Consider the following 20342-nt stretch of genomic DNA (forward strand, 5'->3'; position numbering starts at 1 on the left):
TGCGCGTGGCCGGGAAGAGACGGTAGGGCGGCACACCGACCGCTAGGCGTCTCTTTCGGATCTTGCCGGCCGGGCCCGGCAAGCTCCGGAAGAGACGCCTACGCGCAGTCCGGGCACAGTCCGCGGTAGGTGACCTCGACTCCGGACACCGTGAAGCCGAAGCGCTCGTCCGCGGGGAGGCCGGCCAGCGGGCTGCCGGTCGGGTGGACGTCGCGGATGAGGCCGCAGGCGGAGCACACCAAGTGCTGGTGCGGGAGGTGCGCGTTGGGGTCGTATCGCTTCGCCCGGCCGTCGGTGGTGACCTCCGCGACCTCGCCGAGGGCAACCAGCTCGCCCAGGGCGTTGTAGACGGTGGCCCGGGAGATCTCCGGCAGGCGCTGCGCCGCGCGGGCGTGCACCTCGTCCGCCGTGAGGTGCACGTGGTCGCCGTCGAGAACCTCCGCGACCACCCGCCGCTGGGACGTCATCCGCCAGCCACGCCCACGCAAACGCTCCAGCAGGTCACTCATATCGGCCACCTCTCCAGTTCGACGGGGTGTCCGGAAGCATATCGAGGACATCCGGGATCCGACCGAATATGGGCCTGGTGTTCTTCTTGACTTGGATTGCGTCCATCGTAGGATCGGTTTCGTAGACAGCCAAGAGACAGGAAGACTCCCGAGCGGCAGGTGCCGGAGACGTGACGGAGACGTGACAGAGACGTGACAGAGACGTGACGGATCACCTCCGAGGGGCTGCCCGCGCCGACGCGCCGGGACCGGCCGCCGGTGTCCTTCTGCTCGTGACCGTCCGGGACGGTGACCCCTCGGCGTCGAGGCGATCGACGAGCCGAGCCGTGCACGCGGGGCCCTGCGCCCCGGTTGTTCCATCTCATGCAGCCGCATTTCAGTTCCTGAACACCGTGATCCGCCTGGTACGGAAGGATTCCCATGTCTGAGAACCACGATGCAATCGTCACAGATGCCAAGTCGGAGGGTGGGGGCGGCTGTCCCGTCGCCCACGAGCGTGCTCCGCACCCGACCCAGGGCGGCGGAAATCGCCAGTGGTGGCCTGAACGGCTCAACCTGAAGATCCTGGCCAAGAACCCCGCCGTGGCCAACCCGCTGGGCGAGGAGTTCGACTACGCCGCGGCGTTCAAGACGCTCGATCTCCCCGCGGTGAAGCGGGACATCGCGGAGGTGCTGACCACCTCGCAGGACTGGTGGCCCGCCGACTTCGGTCACTACGGCCCGTTCATGATCCGGATGGCCTGGCACAGCGCCGGCACCTACCGGATCAGCGACGGCCGCGGCGGCGCCGGAGCCGGCCAGCAGCGCTTCGCCCCCCTCAACAGCTGGCCGGACAACGGCAACCTCGACAAGGCCCGCCGCCTGCTGTGGCCGGTCAAGAAGAAGTACGGCCAGAGCCTCTCGTGGGCCGACCTCATGATCCTCACCGGCAACGTGGCCCTGGAGTCGATGGGCTTCGAGACCTTCGGCTTCGCCGGCGGCCGTCCGGACGTCTGGGAGCCCGACGAGGACGTCTACTGGGGCCCCGAGACCACCTGGCTCGACGACGAGCGCTACACCGGCGACCGCGAGCTGGAGAACCCCCTCGGCGCGGTACAGATGGGGCTCATCTACGTCAACCCCGAGGGCCCGAACGGCAACCCCGACCCGATCGCCGCGGCGCGCGACATACGTGAGACGTTCCGCCGGATGGCGATGAACGACGAGGAGACGGTGGCCCTGATCGCGGGCGGCCACACCTTCGGCAAGACCCACGGCGCGGGCCCGGCGGAGAGCGTCGGCGCCGACCCCGAGGCCGCCCCGATCGAGGCGCAGGGCCTGGGCTGGAGCAGTTCCTTCGGGACCGGCAAGGGGGGCGACGCGATCACCAGTGGTCTGGAGGGCATCTGGACCAACACCCCCATCACCTGGGACAACAGCTTCTTCGAGATCCTCTTCGGCTACGAGTGGGAGCTGTTCAAGAGCCCCGCCGGAGCGCACCAGTGGCGGCCGAAGGAAGGCGCCGGCGCGGGTACCGTGCCCGACGCCCACGACGCGTCCAAGAGCCACGCCCCGACGATGCTGACGACCGACCTCTCCCTGCGGATCGACCCGGCCTACGAGCGGATCTCGCGGCGCTTCCTCGAGAACCCCGCCGAGTTCGCCGACGCCTTCGCCCGCGCGTGGTTCAAACTGACCCACCGCGACATGGGACCGGTCGTGCGCTACCTCGGCCCCGAGGTCCCGACCGAGACGCTGCTGTGGCAGGACCCGCTGCCCGAGGTGACGCACGGGATCGTCGACGCGGCCGACGTCGCCGCGCTCAAGCGGCAGGTCCTCGAGACGGACCTGTCGGTGTCCCAGCTCGTCTCCGTCGCGTGGGCCTCGGCCTCGTCCTTCCGCGGCAGCGACAAGCGCGGGGGCGCCAACGGCGCGCGCATCCGCCTCCAGCCGCAGAGCGGGTGGGAGGTCAACGAACCCGACCAGCTGGCCGTGGTGCTGCGGACCCTCACCGGGATCCAGGAGTCCTTCAACTCCGCCCAGAGCGGCGACAAGCGGATCTCGCTCGCGGACCTGATCGTGCTCGCCGGTGCCGCCGCCGTCGAACAGGCCGCCGAGGACGCCGGCTTCGCCGTCCAGGTCCCCTTCACCCCGGGCCGCGCGGACGCGACTCAGGAGCAGACGGACGTGGAGTCGTTCGCCGCGCTGGAGCCGGTCGCCGACGGGTTCCGCAACTACCTCGGGAAGGGCAGCCGGCTGCCGGCCGAGTACCTGCTGCTCGACCGGGCGAACCTGCTGACGCTGAGCGCCCCGGAGATGACGGTCCTGGTCGGTGGCCTGCGCGTGCTGGGCGCGAACTACCAGCAGTCGCCGCTCGGCGCCTTCACCTCGACGCCCGGGTCCCTCACCAACGACTTCTTCGTCAACCTGCTCGACCTGGGCACGACGTGGACGGCGACCTCCGAGGACGCGAACGCGTTCGAGGGACGCGACGGCGCCACGGGCCGGGTCAAGTGGACCGGCACCCGTGCCGACCTCGTCTTCGGGTCCAACTCGGAGCTGCGCGCGCTCGCGGAGGTCTACGCGAGCGACGACGCGAAGGCGAAGTTCGTGAAGGACTTCGTGGCGGCGTGGGACAAGGTGATGAACCTCGACCGGTTCGACCTCGCCTGATCCACGGCTGACCTCCGGGCCGGCCGGCCCCCCTCCGGCCGGCCCGGACCAAGCCCACGGGACATCTGCCCCGGTGACCTCCTGAAGGAGCCGCGCCCGTTCAGGCGGGCAGCTGCTCTACGACGCTGGTGCCCTTGCCCTCCTGGGACTCCCACGTCCACGTCTCCTCCAGACGCAGGCGACCGTCGGGCAGCTCCGTCAGCAGCGAGGTGCAATGCCCCGACGCGGTCGTACCGTCGAGGCGGAGCTGGACGTAGCGGAAGTCAATGGTGCGGCCGGCCCGGGTGCCGACCAGGTAGCCCCTGACCACGTCCCCGCCCCGGTATTCGGCCCAGACCCGGCCGTCCTGCTCGTGGTACTCGAACCGGGTCTGCCGACCGACCTGGCCGGGCGCCTGGTCGGCGACGGGGACGAAAACGAGACCGTCGAGCGAGCGCGCCACGATTGACTCCTGGAGAAGGACGATCCGGACCGCAACCCTAACGGGCAGCACGGGCACGTCTTCCGGAGGCTCCCGGACCATCGCCCGGCAACGGCAGAGGGCCACGGCCGCAGGGTTCCCGCCGGTCGGCCCGACCCGCGAGCGCCGGTCCGCCCGCTCTCGCACCGAACGTGCCGACCTGGCACTCGGACCACGGGCAGACACACACCCGGAGTACGGGACGGGGTCGGGCGGAGTTCTGCGAGGGCCCGCCCGTTCTTGAACTGGGCGAAGCCGTGTTCGACCGATGTGACCAATGGGCCCGGGATGCCGTCTCATTGGGTAACAGTCCGCACCCAGGGGGAGTAATGAATCATCGCTCGGGCCGTGTACTCGGTATGACTGTCGCCGCGTTGGCCGGCTTGGCCGGTTGCGGCACAGGTCAGCCTTTCGACGGCTCTGCACCCGAGTCCCGTTCTTCTTCCGCACCCGGGTACATTGCCGCCTACCGTGCCGGATACGCCGCGGGCAAGGCCGTCTACGACTCCTCGGGCAAGGGGGCGGCCGTGCGCGAGACCGTATGGGGCGGCTGTACGCGCCGAGCCCTGCAGGCCGGCAGCGCCGCCGAGATGGATCGTGGCTCCTGGGTGCAGGGCTGTCTGAGCGGCGTCGCCAACGCCCCTGAGCAGTTGCCCACCGGTCCCGTGACCAAACGGACCACGAATGCAGAAATGCTGGAGCGGTTCCGTGCCTGGGCCCGCGGCAAGGGTGAGGCGCAGGAAGTCGACCACGCCCGCATGCTGGTCACGGTCCAACTGACCGAACGCGACTACGACGTTGAGTTGAGTACGGACTACCCGGCAGGGTCCGGAAAGCCTGGATCTGAAGCACTTGCCCACAGTTTCGTCCAGTGGTGGGTCGGTGACCGTGGCCGGGACGGTACCGCCAGGAACGTTCTGGTCCTTGGGGCAGACGGAAAGAGGCTGACCGCGCAGCGCATCTGAGGAGGTTGGACGGCTCCGTGGCGCCGGCTCTTCGGCAGCCTCACCGAAGTCCCGAAGTGCCGAAGTCCCGAAGTGCCGAAATGCCGAAGTGCCGGTTCCGGCCCGCTGTAACCAGGCTGCTTCTGCCATCCGGTGCAGGAACCCCTGCATTATGTTGCCTGCCATGACTGACGCCGAACCTGCTGCCTGGCCCCCTGTCCCGATAAGGACCGAACGGCTCGTGCTCCGCCACTCCGGGGCACGGGACCGTTCGGCGTTCATCGAGCTGTTCGCATCGCCGGAGGTGGGCACCTACGTCGGTGGAGCTCGGCCGCGGGATGAGCTCGAACGCGCGATGCCCGAGGTGCCGGGGCGGCGCCCCGGCCTTTTCGTGGTCGACGTCGACGGAGCGATGATCGGCATGATCACGCTCGACCGGCGCGACGCCGCGCGTCCGGGGCAGGTCCGTCCGGATGCCGAAGCGGCCGAGCTCGGGTACATGTTCCTGCCGCAGGCGTGGGGATACGGGTACGCCGCCGAGGCGTGCGCAGCGGCACTCGGCTGGTTCACCGACGCGCTTCCCGACGAGCCGGTGGTCCTGTGCACCCAGACCGCCAACGACCGCGCGATGCGCCTCGCGGCGAAACTGGGGTTCACCGAGGTGGAACGGTTCGAGGAGTACGGGGCCGAGCAGTGGTTCGGCGTGTGGTCCCCGGGCACACCGTCCGGTTGAGCTCGGCCCCTTCCTTCAGATCATCCGGTCACGACGGCCGATGGCGGGATCACCGGCAGCCGATCGCGCAGGCCGCCATCTCCCGGTCCAGGGCGTCGAGTTCCTCCTGGACCGGCTCCGACAGCACCAGCTGCTCCCGGTAGCGGTCCAGCGCGGTGAGGAGGAGGGGCCCCCTGGTCGGCTCCAGGCAGTACATGCGGCGTGCGGCGCCCACGGCCTCGGCCCGTAGGGCCAGCGCGGTCTCGGGCAGGTGGGCGAAGTCCTGGCGGCTGTATTCGTACAACGCGACGGTCAGCAGCGGCAGATAGGCCAGAGGGCTCACCTGGGCGAGCACGCGGTAGGCGGCGACCTCCTGCCGGGCCGGCAGGGTCTGTGATCCCAGGAGGGCTACTCGGGCTCGGAGTACCGCGTCGTGATGGGCGTGCGCTGTGTGAGTCATGACGGTGATTCTGAAAGCCGCACAGGGGTCGGAACAAGGGCAATTCGCTGTGCCCTTGGTCCTACGAAAACCGCCTCTGACCTGTCATGATTGATACGTGTTCACCCCTGTGGCCCGCGGCGCGGGTCAGCAGCCGAAGAAGGACAGGCGGACCTGACGGCGCGGGTTGTCCCGGTTGGTGTCCACGAGGGTGACGGACTGCCAGGTTCCGAGCTCCAGCAATCCGTCGATCACGGGCAGCGTCGCGTGGGGCGGCACGATCGCGGGCAGGACGTGGTCCCGCCCGTGACCGGGAGAACCGTGCCGGTGCCGCCAGCGGTCATCGGCCGGCAGGAGTGACTCCAGGGCCTTCAGGAGGTCCTCGTCGCTGCCCGCTCCCGTCTCGATGACGGCGAGCCCCGCGGTCGCGTGCGGCGTGAAGATGTTGAGCAGTCCGCTCCGGCCCCGCGCCACCTCCCGGAGGAACGAGGCGCAGGCGTCGGTCAGGTCGTGGACGGTCTCCCGGTCGCCCGTGGTGACGTCGATGGTGCGTGAGGCAAAGATGTCGGCCATGGCTCCATCCTGGCCCCCTCGGCCCCCGAACACCTGCATCCACGGCCGGTGTCGGGCGACCCGGTCGGCCCGCCTACGATGATCACAGGGGGCGCGATCCGTCCCCGTTCACGCTCCGGGGGGGATTCGTGACCGAAGTGACCGAGGCGGCCCACCAGCAGCGCTTGCGTACGGGCGCGGCCGAGCGGGGGCGCGGGCACGGCCTGGGGTTGACGATCGCCCTTGGGCAGGCCCGGGGGATCGGTGCGGAGCTGGAGTTCTCCAACGCCCCGGACGGCGGGGCCCTCGCCACGCTGTTCCTGCCCGATGCCCATGCCGACGCCGATGCCGATACCGATGCCGCCGAGCAGGCGGAGAACGGCCTGTGAGGCTGTCGGTGGCCGAGGTGAGGGCCTTGGCGGAGGAGCTCGTCGCGCTCGATGTGGCGTCCGGGGCGCGGTGGGCGGTGGGCCCGGCGCTGGAGGCGGTGCGTACGGCCGGCTGGAGCCGGCCGGCGCCGGGGGACGACGCGGGGCGGGCCGCGCTCGCCGAGCTGTTCCAGGTCGCCGCGTGGATCGCCTTCGATGCCGAACGGCACGGCGTGTCGCGGCGGCTCCACCTCCGGGCCCTGGAACTGGCCCGAGGAAGCGGAGCGGGCGGAGCTGGCGGAGGGGGCGGACCGGGCGCCGCCGTGGAGCCGCTGATCCTGGCGGTGTTGGCGATGCAGGAGGAACATCTGGGTCGGCCCGGGAGCTCGTTGCGGATCGCCTCCTCCGTACTGGCCCGCGAGGGGCTTCCCGGCCGCGTCGCCGCCATCTTCCACGTGCGTGCGGGCCGCGCCCGGGCCCGTATGGGGAACGCACCGCGAGCCGGACGGGCCCTGCGGACCGCCGCCGAACTGCTCGCCGACCCGCCCACGGACCGGGACCCGGCCTGGGCCTGGTGGTTCGACCGGCACGAACTGGACGGTCACCACGGCCTGGCGCGGGCCGCGCTCGGCGACCTGGACTCTGCCGCCGCCCTCCTCCACGGTGCCGCGCACGCCGACGGTGACGGTGGCCCCGCCTATCGCGTGCTGTTCGCGGCGGAACTCGCCCGGGTGCAGGCCCGGGCGGGTGACTGGCGCGAGGCCGACACGGTCATGTCCACGCTGATGGACGCCGTGCCCGCCGTCGGGTCCGTACGGGCGCTGCGGACCATGGGGCACGCCGCTCGCCTCGTCGAGCACGGCCGCCGCGTACCGCGCCGTACCCGCGACACCGCCCGCCACCTCGCCCTGGCGCTGGACGGCACCTGCGCCGGATGAGCGCGTCGGGTCGTCAGTCGACGCCCAGCAGACGCCGGCGGTCGTCGGGGCGGGAGGCGAATTCCGCGCCGGCGGCCCGATGCACGATCCGCCCCTTCTGCATGACGGCCACGTGCTCGGCGACCGAGAGGGCGAGCCCCAGGTTCTGCTCCACCAGGACGACCGTCATGCCCTGCGCGCTCACCTCCCGGATCACCTCCCCCACCTGGGAGACGATCGCGGGTGCGAGGCCGTCCGACGGCTCGTCGAGCAGCAGCAGGCGCGGATTGCCCAGCAGGGCCCGGGCGATCGCGAGCATCTGCTGCTCCCCGCCGGAGAGTTCGTCTCCGCGGTGCCCGAGCCGCTCCCCGAGCTTCGGCAGCAGGTCGAGGATCCGCGCCCGCGTCCACGGCCCCCGCGTGGGGCGGCGCCGTGCGGCGATCGCCAGGTGCTCCGCCACGGTGAGCGGCGCGAACACCCGGCGCCCCTGGGGTACGACGCCCACTCCGGCCCGGGCGATCACGTCGACGCGGGCGCCGGCGAGCTCCCGGCCGTCGAGGGTGACGCTGCCTTCGTCCGGCCGGACGAAGCCCATGACGGTGGAGATGAGGGTGGTCTTCCCGACCCCGTTGCGCCCGAGGACGGCGACGATCCCGCCCGCTTCGACCTCGAGGTCGACGCCGCCGAGGACCACGCCTCCGGCGTAGCCGGAGCGCAGGCCCTGGATGTGGAGGAACGGCTTCACGAGGTGACCTCCGTGGTGCCCAGGTAGGCCTGCTGGACCTCGGCGGAGGCCCGCACGTCATCCGGTGTGCCGGTGGTGAGGTGCCGGCCGAGGTGCAGGACGGTGACGGTGTCGGCGAGCTCGAAGACCATGTCGAGGTCGTGTTCGATGAGGAGCACGGTCACGTCGTCGGGCAGGGCGGCGATCAGCTCCGTGAGCCGCTCCGTCTCCGCCGGGGACATGCCGGCGGCCGGCTCGTCGAGGAGCAGCAGCCGGGGTTCGGTGGCCAGCGCCACGGCGACCTCCAGTTGCCGCCGTTCGCCGTGTGAGAGGGCGGCCACGGCGAGGTCGTGCCGGTCGGGCAGGCCGACCCGTTCCAGCAGTGCGCGTGCCTGGTCGATGGCCGCCGCCCTGGCGCTCACCTTCCGCCAGCCGCCGAGCCCGGTCCCCGTCCGGAGCAGTGCGGCGAGCAGGACGTTCTCCAGCACGGTCTCCCGCATGAAGAGGCTGGAATGCTGGAAGGTCGCGGCCGTTCCGAGTCCGACCCGGCGGTGGACGGGCAGCCGGGTGACGTCCCGCCCGTCGAGGGCGATGGTTCCGGTGCTGGTGGGCAGGGTTCCCGAGATGAGGCCGAACAGGGTGGACTTTCCTGCTCCGTTGGGGCCGATGATCGCGTGTCGCGCGCCGGCCCGCACGGTGAGGGACACCTCGTCGACGGCGGTGAAGGACCCGAAGTGCTTGGACACCCGGCGCAGTTCCAGTAGGTCGAGATCGCTCACGCCGTCCTCTTCCGGCTCGGCTGGTGCGGGAGCCGTACGCCGGCCAGTCCGCGGGGCAGGGTGTAGACGGCGATGACGAAGAGCAGCCCGAGCAGCAGCGGCCCGCGTCCGGCGACGGCTTCGAGGTTTCCGAGGTAGTCGCGGGTCAGCCAGATGACCGCGGCAGCGGCGCAGGTCCCCCACATCGAGATCGAGCCCGAGCCGCCGATGACGACGGCCAGCAGTGCGAGGGCGGCGATCTCGAATCCGGCATCACCGGGCGAGACGAACCGCTGCACCGAGACCCACATCGAGCCGGCGGCCCCGGCCAGTGCCGCGGCGGCGCAGTAGACGGTCAGGGCGTACCGCCGGGTGGGGTAGCCGATCGCCTGCATGCGGGGCTCGTTGTCGCGGATGCCGCGCAGGGCGAGGGCGAAGGGGGTGGAGCCCAGGCGGGTGACGGCGGCGAAGAGCAGCAGGAACACGGCCAGTACGTAGAAGTAGACCAGCCCGTCGAGCTCCAGCGCGGGCATGCCGGGCAGCGGCACGACGGGCGGGACGCCCGATACCCCGTCGGTGCCGTTGGTCAGCGACTTCCAGTTGACGGCGGCGCTGTAGACGATCTCGCCGATGGCCAGCGTCAGCATCAGGAACACCACGCCGCGGGCCCGGACGGCGAGCCACCCGGTGGGCACGGCCACCAGGGCGGAGACGCCTGCGGCGATGAGGAGTTGGAGGGGCCCGATGTCGGTGAGCCTCGTCGCGACGATCGCCGCGGTGTAGGCGCCGACGCCGAAGTAGGCGGACTGGCCGAGGGTCGGCAGTCCGGTCAGCCCGGTCAGGAGGTTCACGCTCAGTGCGAGCAGGGCGAACACCAGGATCCGCGACAGGGTGGCGATGGCGTACGAGCCGAGCAGGAAGGGCGCCAGGGTGAGACCGAGGAGAACGGCGGCGCCCACCGTGCGGGAGGTGCGGGAGGCTCGGGGCGCGGGGAACGTGCTCATGTGCGCACCGCCGACGGGACCAGGCCGTGCGGGCGGACCACGAGCACCACCAGCATGGTGCCGAAGAGGAGGAAGGGCGCGTACTGCGGGAGCAGGGCCACCCCGAGCGTCTGGACCTGGCCGATGAGCAGTGCCCCGGCGAGGGCGCCGCGCACGGATCCGAGCCCGCCGATGACCACGACGACGAGCGAGAGGACGAGCACGCTTTCGTCGACGCCCGGCCCGGGGCCCAGGATCGGCGCGCCGAGAACCCCGCCGACGGCTGCCAGGGCGGCGCCGAAGGCGAAGACTCCGTAGAGCACCTTGCGGACGTCTACGCCCTGGGCGCGGACCATGTCCCGGTCCGCGACCGTGGCCCGTACGAGGGCTCCGAGCGAGCTGCGCTCGAAGACGAGGTGGACGAGGATCGCGAGGGCGGCGGCCACCGCGATGAACACCAGCCGGTAGACCGGATAGGTGTGGCCGAGCAGGTCCACCGTCCCGCGCAGCGATGTCGGCGGGTCGGTGGGCAGTACCTCGCCGCCGAAGGCGGCCGCGAGGAGGTCGGCGACGATGAAGGTGATGCCGAGGGTGAGCACGGCCTGGTCCAGGTGCCCGCGGCGGGCCAGCGGCTGGGTGAGCAGCGTGAGCGCCGCTCCCCCGAGGGCTCCCACCAGCGCGCCGGCCGTGAGGGCGAGGAGCAGGCCCGGGAGGGTTCCGTCGGAGAGTGCGTAGGCGGTGTAGGCCCCGGCGAGGTAGAGCGTGCCGTGTGCGAGGTTGAGGACGTCCATCATGCCGAAGACCAGGGAGAGGCCGACCGCGATCGTGAACAGCAACAGCCCGAACGCGATCCCGTCGACGACGCTGACGAGGTTGCCGTCCAGCCATCCGGTCATGTCAGCCGCCCAGTCTGCCGAGGTCACCGGCGACGGTGTTGGCCCCCTGCTTGACCTCGCGGAGGTACCAGGGCTGGATCGGCGTGCCGCCGCTGTTGAACCGCCAGGTGCCCCGCGGGCTGTCGATGTCCCCCACCGTGGAGATGGCTGCGTTGACCGTTTCCGAGTTCACGGTGCCGCCGGCCGCCTTGATCGCCTTGTCGAGGACCTGCGCCGCGTCCCATGACGCCATCGCGTAGGTGGTCGGGTCCGTGCCGTGGGCGGCCCGGTAGGCGGGTGCGAAGTGCCGGTTGGCGGCGTTGTCCAGGTCCGCGCTGTAGTTGAGGGCGGTGAGGATGCCGTCCGCCGCGTCGCCCTGCCCCTTCAGTACGCCGCCCTCGGTGAGGAAGCCGGGTGCGTAGAGCGGGATCTTGCCCGCCAGTCCGAAGTCGCGGTACTGCTTCACGAAGTCGACGGCCGCGCCGCCGGCGTAGAAGCAGAAGACCGCCTTCGCACCGGAGTTCTCGATCTGCGCGAGGTAGGGCTGGAAGTTCTTGGTGGCCGGGAACGGCGTGTAGACCTCCTCCCCCGCGATCTGCCCGCCGGCGGGCAGGAAGGTGGACTTGAAGCCCTCGATCTCGTCCTTGCCCGCCTGGTAGCCCGCGGCGATGAGGAAGACCGGGCCCCCGGCCCGCTCGGCGACGTGCTTGCCGAGCGCCTTGCCCGGCTCGTCGTTGACGTACGAGGTGCGCCAGATGTATTTGGTTCCGGTCAGGGTGGTCGGCGAGGCGTTCGAGCCGACGAGCGGGATCCGGCTGGTCTCGGACAGGTCCTTGACGCCGTTGACGGTGGCCGAGCTGACCACCCCGCTGACCGCCAGTACCCGGTCCTGCTTGACCAGCTTCTCGGCCGCGGCCTTGCCCGAGTCGGCCGTCTCCCCCTCGTCGGCGATCACGATCTGCACCTCGCGGCCGCCGAGCCGGCCCCCGTGCTGCTGGACGTAGAGCTCGAAGCCCTGCTTCATGTCGTCGCCGAGGGCCTTGTAGGTCCCGGACTGCGGGACGAGGAGCCCGATCTTCACGGGCCCGCTCTGCTTGCTGTCGTCACCGGTGCCGAGGCTCGCACCGCCGCATCCCGTGGCCAGCACGAGGCCTGTGGTGACGGTGATCAGAACCAGGGGGCGAAACCGACCTGCCATGGCGACTCCGTACGTTGTCGACCGGCCTTGCGGACCGGATGGTGCTCCTGAAGTGACACGTGTCTATCGTGGAATTACGACGCTCGTCAATAGTTCGCAAGATACTCGCCGGAGTGTCGCCCGGTCTCTTGACCGGCGCATCGTGTATGCCGTAGCACTAACCATCGTCAATTTCGCGCCATACCACATCGGTGGGCGAACCCATGATCAGTCAGGGAGTGAAGCACCATGACCGACGATCCCTCACGGCGCAAAGTCCTCAAGAACACCGGGGTGCTGACCGGGGCGGCACTGCTCTCCGGCATGTCCGCCGTGTCGGCGGCCGCCGGCACGGCGCAGGCCGCCCCGCGGGCGGGCGGGACCTCGCCCGTCGTGGAGCTGCCCGCGGGCCGGCTGCGCGGAGGTGTCGAAGGAGGGCTCACCGTGTTCAAGGGCGTGCCCTACGCGGCGCCCCCGGTCGGCGCCCTGCGCTGGCGCCCCGCCCAGCCGCACCCCGGCTGGGCCGGAATCCGCGAGGCGACGGCCTTCGGCCCGAGCGCACCGCAGCTCTACCGGGAAGGGGGCGACCAGGTGCTCGGGACCCACGGCGCTCCCCCGTTCAGCGAGGACTGTCTCACGCTCAACGTCTGGACCCCCGGAGCCGACGACGCGAGGCGTCCCGTGCTGGTCTGGATCCACGGCGGCGGCTTCATCTCCGGATCCGGTTCCCTGCCCAACTACTCCGGCGAGACCTTCGCGCGCAACGGCGACCTCGTCGTCGTGACGCTCAACTACCGGCTCGGACCGCTGGGATACCTCTACTTCGGCGAGGACGGAGCCGACGGGAACTTCTGGCTCACCGACCAGCTCGCCGCACTGCGCTGGGTCCGGGACAACATCGCCGCGTTCGGCGGAGACCCCGGCAACATCACCCTCGCCGGACAGTCCGGCGGAGCGCTGTCGGTCGCGGCGCTCGCCGGCGCCCGGCCCACCGGCCGGCCGCTGTTCCGGCGCGCCGTCCTGCAGAGCCCGCCGCTCGGGCTGCAGATCCCCGGCCGCGCGGAGTCACTGCAGCGGAGCGCCACCTACCTCGACATCCTCGGGGTCAAGGACGTGGCGGCACTCCGGGCCGTCCCCTGGCCCCAACTGATCGCCGCCACCATCGAGATGTTCCAGCGCACCGGACGCTGGGGGTACTGGTCGACCCCGTTCCTGCCGGTGCTCGACGGCGTGACGCTGACCCGCAGCCCGGCCGACCTGCTCCTGAGCGGCCCCGGCGCGGACATCGACGTCCTGATCGGGTGGACCAGGGAAGAGGCCAACTTCGCTTTCGCGCTCAACGGGGCCTACACCGCCGCCACCAAGGACCAGGTGCTCAGCCGGGCGCGGGACACCTTCGGAGCACGGGCGGCCGAGGCCTACACCGCGTACGAGGAGGCCCGGCCGGGCGCCCGCCCCGTCGACGTGCTCATGGACCTGATCAGCGACGACCTGTTCCGCATGCCCGCTGTCGACCTGGCCGAGCGGCGGGCGGCCCGCGGGCGGCCTGTGTGGGCCTACCAGTTCGACCTCCCGACGCCCGCGCACGGCGGCCAACTGGCGGCGGCGCACTGCCTGGAGCTGCCGTTCGTGTTCGACAACTTCGACAAGTGGTCGCAGGCGCCGTTCCTGGCGGGGCTCAGCCCCCGGATCAGTGAAGGGCTCGCCGGGGCTGTGCACGGATCCTGGATCTCCTTCATCCGTACCGGCGATCCCAACCACCGGCCCATGCCGAACTGGGAGCGCTACGGACGCGCTTCCCGGACCACGATGAGCCTGGACTCGGTGACCGGCGCCGTCGACGACCTCGCCGGGTACTGGCGGCGCCTGCACCGCCCGACGGCGCGGTAGTCCGGCCTGGGCCTAAGGAGTCTCCTCGGTCAGGCCGGTGACCTCCTGTACGTGCCGCAGGCTGGGCGGGGCGAGTACGTCGTTCAGCTGCTGGAAGATCTGCCGCGCGGCGACCGCGTTCCAGTCGGCGGGGAGCAGCTCGGCGGGCAGGCCCGGGTCGAGGTAGGGCAGGCGGCGCCACAGGGTGAGCATCGGGACGTAGTGGCGGAAGGCCTCGGCCCCGTCGATGTCGGGCTGCTCGGCCAGTTCCGCGGCGACGGGGCCGTAGGTGTGGGTGAATCCGGCGTACTGCTCCTCGATCGCCGGGAAGTCCCACCACGAGCTGACCGTACCGGGCAGGTCGCTGAAGGCCGCGTAGTCGGCGGCGAACAGGTGCACGTAGTCGCTGAGCCCGAGCCGGACGAGCATGTCGCGGGCGTCGCCGAGGAGGCGGCCCGGGGCCAGCCACACGCCCGGGGCGATGTTCCCGAAGCCCAGCCAGGTCAGCCGGGTGCGCAGCTGGTAGCGGTAGGAGCGCTCGGACTCCGGTACGGAGAAGACGGCCATGGCCCAGCCGTCGCTCAGCTTCGCCGGTTCCAGGCTGCCGAAGATGCGCCGGTCGCCCTCGTCGAAGACGGGTTGTGCGGCCGGGCTGAGCCGGTACCCGGTGGCGCCGCGACGTTCCGGTTCGAGGACGCCCTTCTTCTTGAGCCGGGAGATAGCCGAGCGCGCCGCCGGGCCGTCCACGTCCAGCTCGGACATCAGGGTGATCAGGTCGGCGACCGAGATCCAGCCTCCGAGGCGTCGCAGGAACGCCCCGTAGACCGTGTTGATCAACGAGCTGGGCCTGAGGGGACTGTCCGCCATGATCGCCTTCCGTCGTATGCGGTGGCGATCCTATCGACCTGGGCGGCCGCGGGGCCGCCCAGGTCACCGTCCCCGGTAGCGGAGCCGGAGGCGGGCGTCGGGGCCGTAGCCAGAGGCGGGGGTCAGAGGCGGGCGGCGCGCTTCAGCCGGCCCAGGTCCACGTACTTGAAGTCGGTGTCCGTCCGGGTCTCCCCGTCGGTTCCGGTGGTCGCGGGGGTGTTGTGGCCGTCCTGGACGACCAGCAGGCCGTTCGGGAACTTCCTGCCCAGCGGCTCACTCGTGACCGCGGCGCCGTCACACTCCTGCGAGCCGTCCGGAGAGCCGGGCCCCGTACCGTCGCCGATGCGGAAGCCCCGGACGTACGCGTTGCCGCGCTCGCGGTCGAAGACGGCGAAGGTGTCGTCGCCCTGGCTGGAGGCGAGCAGGTAGCCGCGGCGGCCGGGCTGCTTCGGGTCGCGCCAGATGGTCAGGCCCTCCACGTCGGCGGCCACGTGCTGTCCGCCGAAGCCGGGGTCGGCGCCCGCGTCGCATTCCTCGGTCTGCGGGTTCCAGGTGCCGGGCACGCCGAAGGAGCGGACCTTCTCGATCAGGCGGGCGGGGGACCGCAGGTCGGCGTCGAGCTTCCAGATGCCGATGTCTTCCTGACCGGCGTACAGGTCACCGGTGTCGGGATCGACGACCATGCCTTCGACCTGGGGCAGTTCGCCCGGTTCACCGCACGGGGTCCAGGCCTTCCCGTTCGACAGGGTGAAGGAGGAGGGCAGCGAGGTGGTGCGGACGGTGCGGTAGCCGACCTTGCCCTGGGCGTTCGGCAGGAGTTCGGCGAGCGCGAGGGCGGTGGCGTGGCGCCGGCTGGTGACCGCGTACGAGCGGCCGCTGCGGCGGTCGGTGTAGGCGGCGAGGCCGTAGGCGGTCCGCTGGTCGTTGACCTCGTCCTGACCGGTGGAGAAGACCCGAGGAGCCGCCGCCTCGTCGGTGACGTCGACCAGCGGGGCGGTGGGCCGCTTCGGGTCGATCCGGTAGATGCGCAGCTGGTCGCGGCCACGGTCGGAGACGACGGCAACGTCGTGGCGGCCGTCCGGGAAGCGGAGTCCGGTGATCAGGTCGACGTTGTTGAAGCGTCCGGGCATGTCACCGTCCCCCGGCGGCGGGGGCGCCGGGAGGGACTGCACCTGGCGTCCGTCGAGGTCGTACGCGCGCAGACCGCCCTCCTTGGCGGTGGCGATCACCAGGCTGCGGTCGGGGTCCTTCGCGTTGCGCCAGATCGCCGGGTCGTCGGCGTTCGCGTTGCCGCCGGCCTCGTCGTCGAAGAGGGAGGGCGTCTCGGCGGAGGCCGTCACCCGGGGCAGCGGCGGTTCCGTGCCGTGGTTCCCCTGGGCGTGCGCCGGTACGGCGATCACGCCCAGAGCCACCGTGGCCGCCGCGGCCACGGCCACGCCCGGGGTCCGCATGCTCGGGGTCCGCATGCTCTTGAGAGCGCGCATCTTGCCTCCTGTTTGAGGGGTACGGGGTCGGGCCGGCCGGGTGGTGGCCGGGGTCTTCCGGCGCTCCGCGACGGGCCGCCCCCACCGTGGGCCACGTTCGGGTGACGACCATGGATCGGGCATGACGTGCGCATGACTGGGCGATGAAATCCGGCGGCCCCGGGGCTTTCCCGGGCGCTTCCTTAGCGGAATGTTAGATCTGCGTGGCGCACCTTGTCCGGGTACGACGGCCGCCCCATGCTCTGGACACTCCCCCACCGCTGGGGGAGTTCTGCCGTCTCTCATCAGGGACTTCCGTCTGGAGCCGCCATGTCCTCGTCCGCCGTCATGCCCACGTCGCCGCCCGGGGACGAGCGCAGGAAGCGCCGTCTCGCCCTGGTCGGCGGCTCGCTCGGCAATCTCGTCGAGTGGTACGACTGGTTCGTCTACGCCAGCTTCGCGATCTACTTCGCCGACTCGTTCTTCCCCAACGACAACCCGACCACCCAGCTGATGAACACGGCGGGGATCTTCGCGGTCGGCTTCCTGATGCGCCCCGTCGGCGGATGGATCCTGGGCCGCGCCGCCGACCGGCACGGCCGCAAGAGCGCGCTCACCCTCACCGTCACCATGATGTCGGTGGCCGCCCTGCTGATCGCCGTGGCCCCGACCTACGGCCAGGCCGGGTACTTCGGCGCTCTGGTGCTGCTGCTCGCACGACTGCTCCAGGGGATGAGCATCGGCGGCGAGTACGCGGCCAGCGCCACCTACCTGACCGAGGCGTCCGCCCGTAACCGGCGGGGGCTCGGCTCCTCCTTCCAGTACGTGTCGATGACCTGCGGCCAGCTGCTCGGTCTGGGCATCCTGATCACGCTTCAGCACACCCTCACCACCCCACAGCTGGAGAGCTGGGGCTGGCGGCTGCCCTTCGTCCTCGGGGCGTTGTTCGCGGTGGTCGTCTTCTGGCTGCGGCGACGGCTCCAGGAGACCGACGCATTCAAGGAGGAGTCGGCGGCGGGCGAGGACGCCCACGACGACAGCACGCGCGGCACGCTGAAGGCCCTGTGGCAGTACCGGCGGCAGGCCGGGCTGGTCATGGCGCTCACCCTCGGCGGCACCGTGGCCTACTACACCTACACCACCTACCTCACCAAGTACCTGGTGGGCAGCGCGGGCATGGAGAAGACCACCGCCACGCTCGTGAGCTTCACCGCGCTGACCCTCTTCGCCGTGCTGCAGCCCTTCGCCGGCATGCTGTCCGACCGGATCGGCCGCCGTCCCCTGCTGATCACCTTCGCGGTGGGCTGCACCGTCGGCACGTACCCGATCATGACCGCGCTCGGATCGGCCTCCTCGTACTGGTCCGCGCTCGGTCTGTCCCTGCTGGCCCTGGTCGTCATCACCGGCTACACGTCGATCAACGCGGCGGTCAAGGCCGAACTCTTCCCGACGCGGGTGCGCGCGCTGGGCGTGGCACTGCCGTACGCGATCGCCAACGCCCTCTTCGGGGGCACGGCGGAGTACGTGGCGCTCTGGTTCAAGAACAGTGGTCACGAGAAGATGTTCTTCTGGTACGTCTCCGGGTGCGCGTTGATCTCCCTCGTGACCTACGTCCTGATGCCGGACACCCGCAATGCCGCGCTCAGCCGCGCCGAGGCCGAGGACGGGGCCGAGGACGGGGCCGGGGCCGGGGCGGGGCGCGGTGGCGGCAGCACGCCTGACCAGGACCGGTCCGCGGCGGCTCCCGCCGAGGCCGGACGCTGATCCGGCCGGGCGGCCCGGCGCGTCGGCTCCCGTAAGCTGCTGCGCCGGGTCACGGGCGCTCCGGTGGCCCGAGTCCGGTCACAGGTCACGAGGACATGTCTATGCACGCGCTGCTCGTCGAGGACGACGACCGCATGGCCCAGGCGCTCGGCACGGCCCTCGCCCAGCGCGGGCACACCGTCCGCCGGGTCGGTCGCGCCCTGGACGCCCTGCGCCATGCCCGCGAGGCCGAATTCGTCCTGCTCGACCTGGGGCTTCCCGATCTCGACGGCCTGGAGCTGCTGCGGCGGCTGCGTACCGTGTGCGATGCGCCGCTGATCGTGGTGACCGCGCGCTGCGAGGAGCGCGACATCGTGCAGGGGCTGCGGGCGGGCGCCGACGACTACGTGGTCAAACCGTTCCGGATGGCCGAGCTGATGGCCCGCATCGACTCCGTACGGCGCCGGACGGACCCGCACCCGGCGCGGCCCGACCCGGTCGTCACCGGGTCCGGGTCCGGGGCGGGGTCCGGCGCCCGGCCCGTGCGCACGGGCGATGTCGAGGTGGACCTCGCGGGCCGCACCGTCACGGTGGCGGGCACCGAGGTGCGGCTGACCCGGCGCGAGTTCGACGTACTCGCCTTCCTGGCCGCCCGCCCGGAGGAAGTGCACGCGCGCGAGGTGATACTGGACCGGATCTGGGGGGACGCCCTCCTCGCCGCCTCCCGCTCGCTGGACGTCCACGTGGCGGGCATCCGCGCCAAGACCGGCCGCTCGGGCCTGGTGCGCACGGTCCGCGGGTTCGGCTACCAGCTCGGCTGTCCCACCGCGCCGCCCGGCGGAGAGGACGGCGAGCGGTGAGGCGCAGGCTCCTCGCGGTGCTGATGGTGCTCATGGGGGCGGCAGCGCTGCTGCTCTGCATCCCCCTGGCCGATGCCTACGCGCGTGGGCGTACCGAGCACCTGCTCCTGCAGCGGCGCTCGGAGGCGGTACGGTTCGCCGATCTCGCCGACCGGATGCGTACCGCCGCCGACCGGGCGGAGCTCTCGGCGGAGATCGGCCGCTACGCCCAGCTCTACGGAGCCGGGGTGGTCGTGGTCGACGCCGCGGGAGCGACGGTGGCCCGGGCCGGAACGGGGCCGGCGGCCCAGGCCGCCACGAACGCGGCCACGGACTCGGGCGCCGATTCCTCCTCGACCGGTTCCTCCTCGACCGGTTCCTCCTCGACCGGTTCCTCCTCGGGCGGTCCTTCCGAGGCGGCGGACGCCCGTCGCCGCGCGCTCACCGGCCGCTCCACCGACCGGCTGCCCACCCTTCGCCCCTGGGGCCCGCGGACGGTGGTGCTGGCCGAGCCGGTGGGCCGGGACGAGCGGGTGAGCGGGGCGGTCCTGATGGCGGTGTCCACCGACGCCGCCCGCCGGGACGTGGCGGTCCGCTGGTCGCTGATCGGCGCGGGGGCGCTCGCCGCCTTCGCTGCGGCGGCCCTGGTCGCGGCCGGGATCGCGCGCTGGCTGATGCGCCCGGTGCTGGATCTGGACCGGGCGGTCGGGCGTCTGACCGCCGGCAGCCTGCAGGCCCGGGCCGTGTCCGACACCGGTCCGCCGGAACTGCGCAGTCTGCGGCAGCACTTCAACACCATGGCGGAGGCCATGGCCGACTCCATCGGCCGCCAGCGCGATTTCGTCGCCGACGCCTCCCACCAGCTCCGCAATCCGCTGGCCACCCTGGTGCTGCAGCTGGAGAACGTCGAGCCGCACATCGCGCCCGGCCCCGGTTTGGCCGAGCACAGCCGCGCGCTCGACGAGGCGGAACGCCTGGAGGAGCTGCTCGACGGGCTGCTGGCGCTGGCCCGCGTGGAGTCCGCCACCGCCGAGCTGAGCGATCAGGACGTGTCGCGGGCGGTACGGGACCGGGTGACGGCCTGGGCTCCGGTCTACCGGGCCGCGGGGCTGGAGCTGTCGGCGGGCGGCCCCGCCGAGGACCTGCGGGCGCGCGCCCTGCCCGACGCGGCGGGCCGGATCCTGGACGCGCTCCTCGACAACGCCGTGAAGTTCGTGCCGCGCGGCGGCCGCGTCGAGGTGCGCACCACGCACGGCACGGACGGGAGCGTCGTCGTCCGGGTCACGGACGACGGTCCCGGCGTGCCGGAGGAGCAACTGTCGCTGCTGCTCAGGCGTTTCGCGCGCGCCCCGGAACATCAGAACGTCCCCGGCAGCGGTCTGGGGCTGGCCATCGCCGACGAGATCGCCCGCATCAGCGGCGGAAAGCTCGACGTGAGCGGCCACGTGCCGCACGGCCTGGTGGTCGAGCTCCGGCTGCCGTCCGCCTGAG

19 protein-coding genes and 1 pseudogene are annotated in these 20342 nt (G+C 71.7%); 9 read left to right on the forward strand and 11 right to left on the reverse strand.

Going from position 1 to position 20342, the window contains the following annotated elements; all coding sequences use genetic code 11:
• Positions 1–98: 98 nt before the first annotated feature.
• Positions 99–509, reverse strand: a complete 411-nt coding sequence (locus ACGFZK_RS00260; protein WP_393846568.1) for a Fur family transcriptional regulator — start codon at positions 507–509, stop codon at positions 99–101.
• A 420-nt stretch (positions 510–929) separates the two neighbouring features.
• Here ACGFZK_RS00260 and katG point away from each other — a divergent pair, with 420 nt between their 5' ends.
• Positions 930–3161 (forward strand): catalase/peroxidase HPI, encoded by a 2232-nt coding sequence (gene katG, locus ACGFZK_RS00265; RefSeq protein WP_393846569.1) that lies wholly within the window; start codon positions 930–932, stop codon positions 3159–3161.
• Between the two features lie 100 nt (positions 3162–3261).
• Here katG and ACGFZK_RS00270 read toward each other — a convergent pair whose 3' ends face one another.
• Positions 3262–3603, reverse strand: a complete 342-nt coding sequence (locus ACGFZK_RS00270) for a hypothetical protein (protein ID WP_393846570.1) — start codon at positions 3601–3603, stop codon at positions 3262–3264.
• A 377-nt stretch (positions 3604–3980) separates the two neighbouring features.
• Between ACGFZK_RS00270 and ACGFZK_RS00275 the strand changes: the two genes are divergently transcribed.
• Together ACGFZK_RS00275 and ACGFZK_RS00280 are read left to right on the forward strand one after the other, a co-directional pair.
• Entirely contained in the window at positions 3981–4586 is a 606-nt protein-coding gene (locus ACGFZK_RS00275; protein WP_393846571.1) for a hypothetical protein, read from the forward strand.
• A 163-nt stretch (positions 4587–4749) separates the two neighbouring features.
• Entirely contained in the window at positions 4750–5298 is a 549-nt protein-coding gene (locus ACGFZK_RS00280) for a GNAT family N-acetyltransferase (RefSeq protein WP_393846572.1), read from the forward strand.
• 49 nt (positions 5299–5347) lie between these two features.
• Here ACGFZK_RS00280 and ACGFZK_RS00285 read toward each other — a convergent pair whose 3' ends face one another.
• Together ACGFZK_RS00285 and ACGFZK_RS00290 are read right to left on the reverse strand one after the other, a co-directional pair.
• Complete coding sequence (locus ACGFZK_RS00285) at positions 5348–5737, reverse strand: hypothetical protein (protein WP_393846573.1); 390 nt, start codon at positions 5735–5737, stop codon at positions 5348–5350.
• A gap of 126 nt (positions 5738–5863) precedes the next feature.
• Entirely contained in the window at positions 5864–6289 is a 426-nt protein-coding gene (locus ACGFZK_RS00290; protein ID WP_393846574.1) for a secondary thiamine-phosphate synthase enzyme YjbQ, read from the reverse strand.
• Positions 6290–6447: 158 nt separating this feature from the next.
• Between ACGFZK_RS00290 and ACGFZK_RS00295 the strand changes: the two are divergent.
• Positions 6448–6657, forward strand: a pseudogene (locus ACGFZK_RS00295) (hypothetical protein); the annotation flags it as partial.
• Between the two features lie 26 nt (positions 6658–6683).
• A complete protein-coding gene (locus ACGFZK_RS00300; RefSeq protein ID WP_393846575.1) occupies positions 6684–7574 on the forward strand; it encodes a hypothetical protein in 891 nt (296 codons plus the stop codon).
• 13 nt (positions 7575–7587) lie between these two features.
• Here the strand turns inward: ACGFZK_RS00300 and ACGFZK_RS00305 are convergent, their stop codons facing one another.
• Genes ACGFZK_RS00305 through ACGFZK_RS00325 form a run of 5 tightly spaced genes read right to left on the reverse strand, consistent with a single transcriptional unit; the run spans position 7588 to position 12091 of the window.
• Positions 7588–8298, reverse strand: coding sequence for an ABC transporter ATP-binding protein (locus ACGFZK_RS00305; protein WP_393846576.1), 711 nt, complete (start codon positions 8296–8298; stop codon positions 7588–7590).
• Positions 8295–9056 (reverse strand): ABC transporter ATP-binding protein, encoded by a 762-nt coding sequence (locus ACGFZK_RS00310; RefSeq protein WP_393846577.1) that lies wholly within the window; start codon positions 9054–9056, stop codon positions 8295–8297. The genes ACGFZK_RS00305 and ACGFZK_RS00310 overlap by 4 nt, the downstream gene beginning before the upstream one ends.
• Positions 9053–10039, reverse strand: coding sequence for a branched-chain amino acid ABC transporter permease (locus ACGFZK_RS00315; RefSeq protein WP_393846578.1), 987 nt, complete (start codon positions 10037–10039; stop codon positions 9053–9055). Before ACGFZK_RS00315 ends, ACGFZK_RS00310 begins: the two co-directional genes overlap by 4 nt.
• Positions 10036–10914: a branched-chain amino acid ABC transporter permease gene (locus ACGFZK_RS00320; protein WP_393846579.1), complete on the reverse strand. Its 879-nt coding sequence runs from the start codon at positions 10912–10914 to the stop codon at positions 10036–10038. The genes ACGFZK_RS00315 and ACGFZK_RS00320 overlap by 4 nt, the downstream gene beginning before the upstream one ends.
• Position 10915: 1 nt before the next feature.
• Positions 10916–12091, reverse strand: a complete 1176-nt coding sequence (locus tag ACGFZK_RS00325; protein ID WP_393846580.1) for an ABC transporter substrate-binding protein — start codon at positions 12089–12091, stop codon at positions 10916–10918.
• A gap of 228 nt (positions 12092–12319) precedes the next feature.
• Between ACGFZK_RS00325 and ACGFZK_RS00330 the strand changes: the two genes are divergently transcribed.
• Positions 12320–13960 carry a carboxylesterase/lipase family protein gene (locus ACGFZK_RS00330; protein ID WP_393846581.1) on the forward strand — a complete coding sequence of 547 codons (1641 nt, stop codon included), beginning with the start codon at positions 12320–12322 and terminating at the stop codon, positions 13958–13960.
• A gap of 12 nt (positions 13961–13972) precedes the next feature.
• On the opposite strand, the gene ACGFZK_RS00335 is transcribed toward ACGFZK_RS00330, so the two are convergent.
• Together ACGFZK_RS00335 and ACGFZK_RS00340 are read right to left on the reverse strand one after the other, a co-directional pair.
• Positions 13973–14806 carry a PaaX family transcriptional regulator C-terminal domain-containing protein gene (locus tag ACGFZK_RS00335; protein WP_393846582.1) on the reverse strand — a complete coding sequence of 278 codons (834 nt, stop codon included), beginning with the start codon at positions 14804–14806 and terminating at the stop codon, positions 13973–13975.
• Positions 14807–14928: 122 nt separating this feature from the next.
• Positions 14929–16290 (reverse strand): phytase, encoded by a 1362-nt coding sequence (locus ACGFZK_RS00340; protein ID WP_393846583.1) that lies wholly within the window; start codon positions 16288–16290, stop codon positions 14929–14931.
• Between the two features lie 327 nt (positions 16291–16617).
• Here ACGFZK_RS00340 and ACGFZK_RS00345 point away from each other — a divergent pair, with 327 nt between their 5' ends.
• From ACGFZK_RS00345 to ACGFZK_RS00355, 3 genes are all read left to right on the forward strand, one after another.
• A complete protein-coding gene (locus ACGFZK_RS00345) occupies positions 16618–18033 on the forward strand; it encodes an MFS transporter (protein ID WP_393847247.1) in 1416 nt (471 codons plus the stop codon).
• 101 nt (positions 18034–18134) lie between these two features.
• A complete protein-coding gene (locus ACGFZK_RS00350; protein WP_393847248.1) occupies positions 18135–18872 on the forward strand; it encodes a response regulator transcription factor in 738 nt (245 codons plus the stop codon).
• A complete protein-coding gene (locus tag ACGFZK_RS00355; protein ID WP_393846584.1) occupies positions 18869–20341 on the forward strand; it encodes an ATP-binding protein in 1473 nt (490 codons plus the stop codon). The genes ACGFZK_RS00350 and ACGFZK_RS00355 overlap by 4 nt, the downstream gene beginning before the upstream one ends.
• The last annotated feature ends 1 nt before the right edge of the window (position 20342 follow it).

It is taken from the genome of Streptomyces sp. NPDC048257 (genome assembly GCF_043201855.1).
GTDB lineage: Bacteria > Actinomycetota > Actinomycetes > Streptomycetales > Streptomycetaceae > Streptomyces.

What these genes read in the sequence shown, in the direction of transcription:
- ACGFZK_RS00260 (WP_393846568.1), bottom strand. Translation starts at nt 509, where the DNA reads ATGAGTGACCTGCTGGAGCGTTTGCGTGGGCGTGGCTGGCGGATGACG.
- katG (WP_393846569.1), top strand. Translation starts at nt 930, where the DNA reads ATGTCTGAGAACCACGATGCAATCGTCACAGATGCCAAGTCGGAGGGT.
- ACGFZK_RS00275 (WP_393846571.1), top strand. Translation starts at nt 3,981, where the DNA reads ATGACTGTCGCCGCGTTGGCCGGCTTGGCCGGTTGCGGCACAGGTCAG.
- ACGFZK_RS00280 (WP_393846572.1), top strand. Translation starts at nt 4,750, where the DNA reads ATGACTGACGCCGAACCTGCTGCCTGGCCCCCTGTCCCGATAAGGACC.
- ACGFZK_RS00285 (WP_393846573.1), bottom strand. Translation starts at nt 5,737, where the DNA reads ATGACTCACACAGCGCACGCCCATCACGACGCGGTACTCCGAGCCCGA.
- ACGFZK_RS00290 (WP_393846574.1), bottom strand. Translation starts at nt 6,289, where the DNA reads ATGGCCGACATCTTTGCCTCACGCACCATCGACGTCACCACGGGCGAC.
- ACGFZK_RS00315 (WP_393846578.1), bottom strand. Translation starts at nt 10,039, where the DNA reads ATGAGCACGTTCCCCGCGCCCCGAGCCTCCCGCACCTCCCGCACGGTG.
- ACGFZK_RS00320 (WP_393846579.1), bottom strand. Translation starts at nt 10,914, where the DNA reads ATGACCGGATGGCTGGACGGCAACCTCGTCAGCGTCGTCGACGGGATC.
- ACGFZK_RS00325 (WP_393846580.1), bottom strand. Translation starts at nt 12,091, where the DNA reads ATGGCAGGTCGGTTTCGCCCCCTGGTTCTGATCACCGTCACCACAGGC.
- ACGFZK_RS00330 (WP_393846581.1), top strand. Translation starts at nt 12,320, where the DNA reads ATGACCGACGATCCCTCACGGCGCAAAGTCCTCAAGAACACCGGGGTG.
- ACGFZK_RS00335 (WP_393846582.1), bottom strand. Translation starts at nt 14,806, where the DNA reads ATGGCGGACAGTCCCCTCAGGCCCAGCTCGTTGATCAACACGGTCTAC.
- ACGFZK_RS00340 (WP_393846583.1), bottom strand. Translation starts at nt 16,290, where the DNA reads ATGCGCGCTCTCAAGAGCATGCGGACCCCGAGCATGCGGACCCCGGGC.
- ACGFZK_RS00345 (WP_393847247.1), top strand. Translation starts at nt 16,618, where the DNA reads ATGCCCACGTCGCCGCCCGGGGACGAGCGCAGGAAGCGCCGTCTCGCC.
- ACGFZK_RS00350 (WP_393847248.1), top strand. Translation starts at nt 18,135, where the DNA reads ATGCACGCGCTGCTCGTCGAGGACGACGACCGCATGGCCCAGGCGCTC.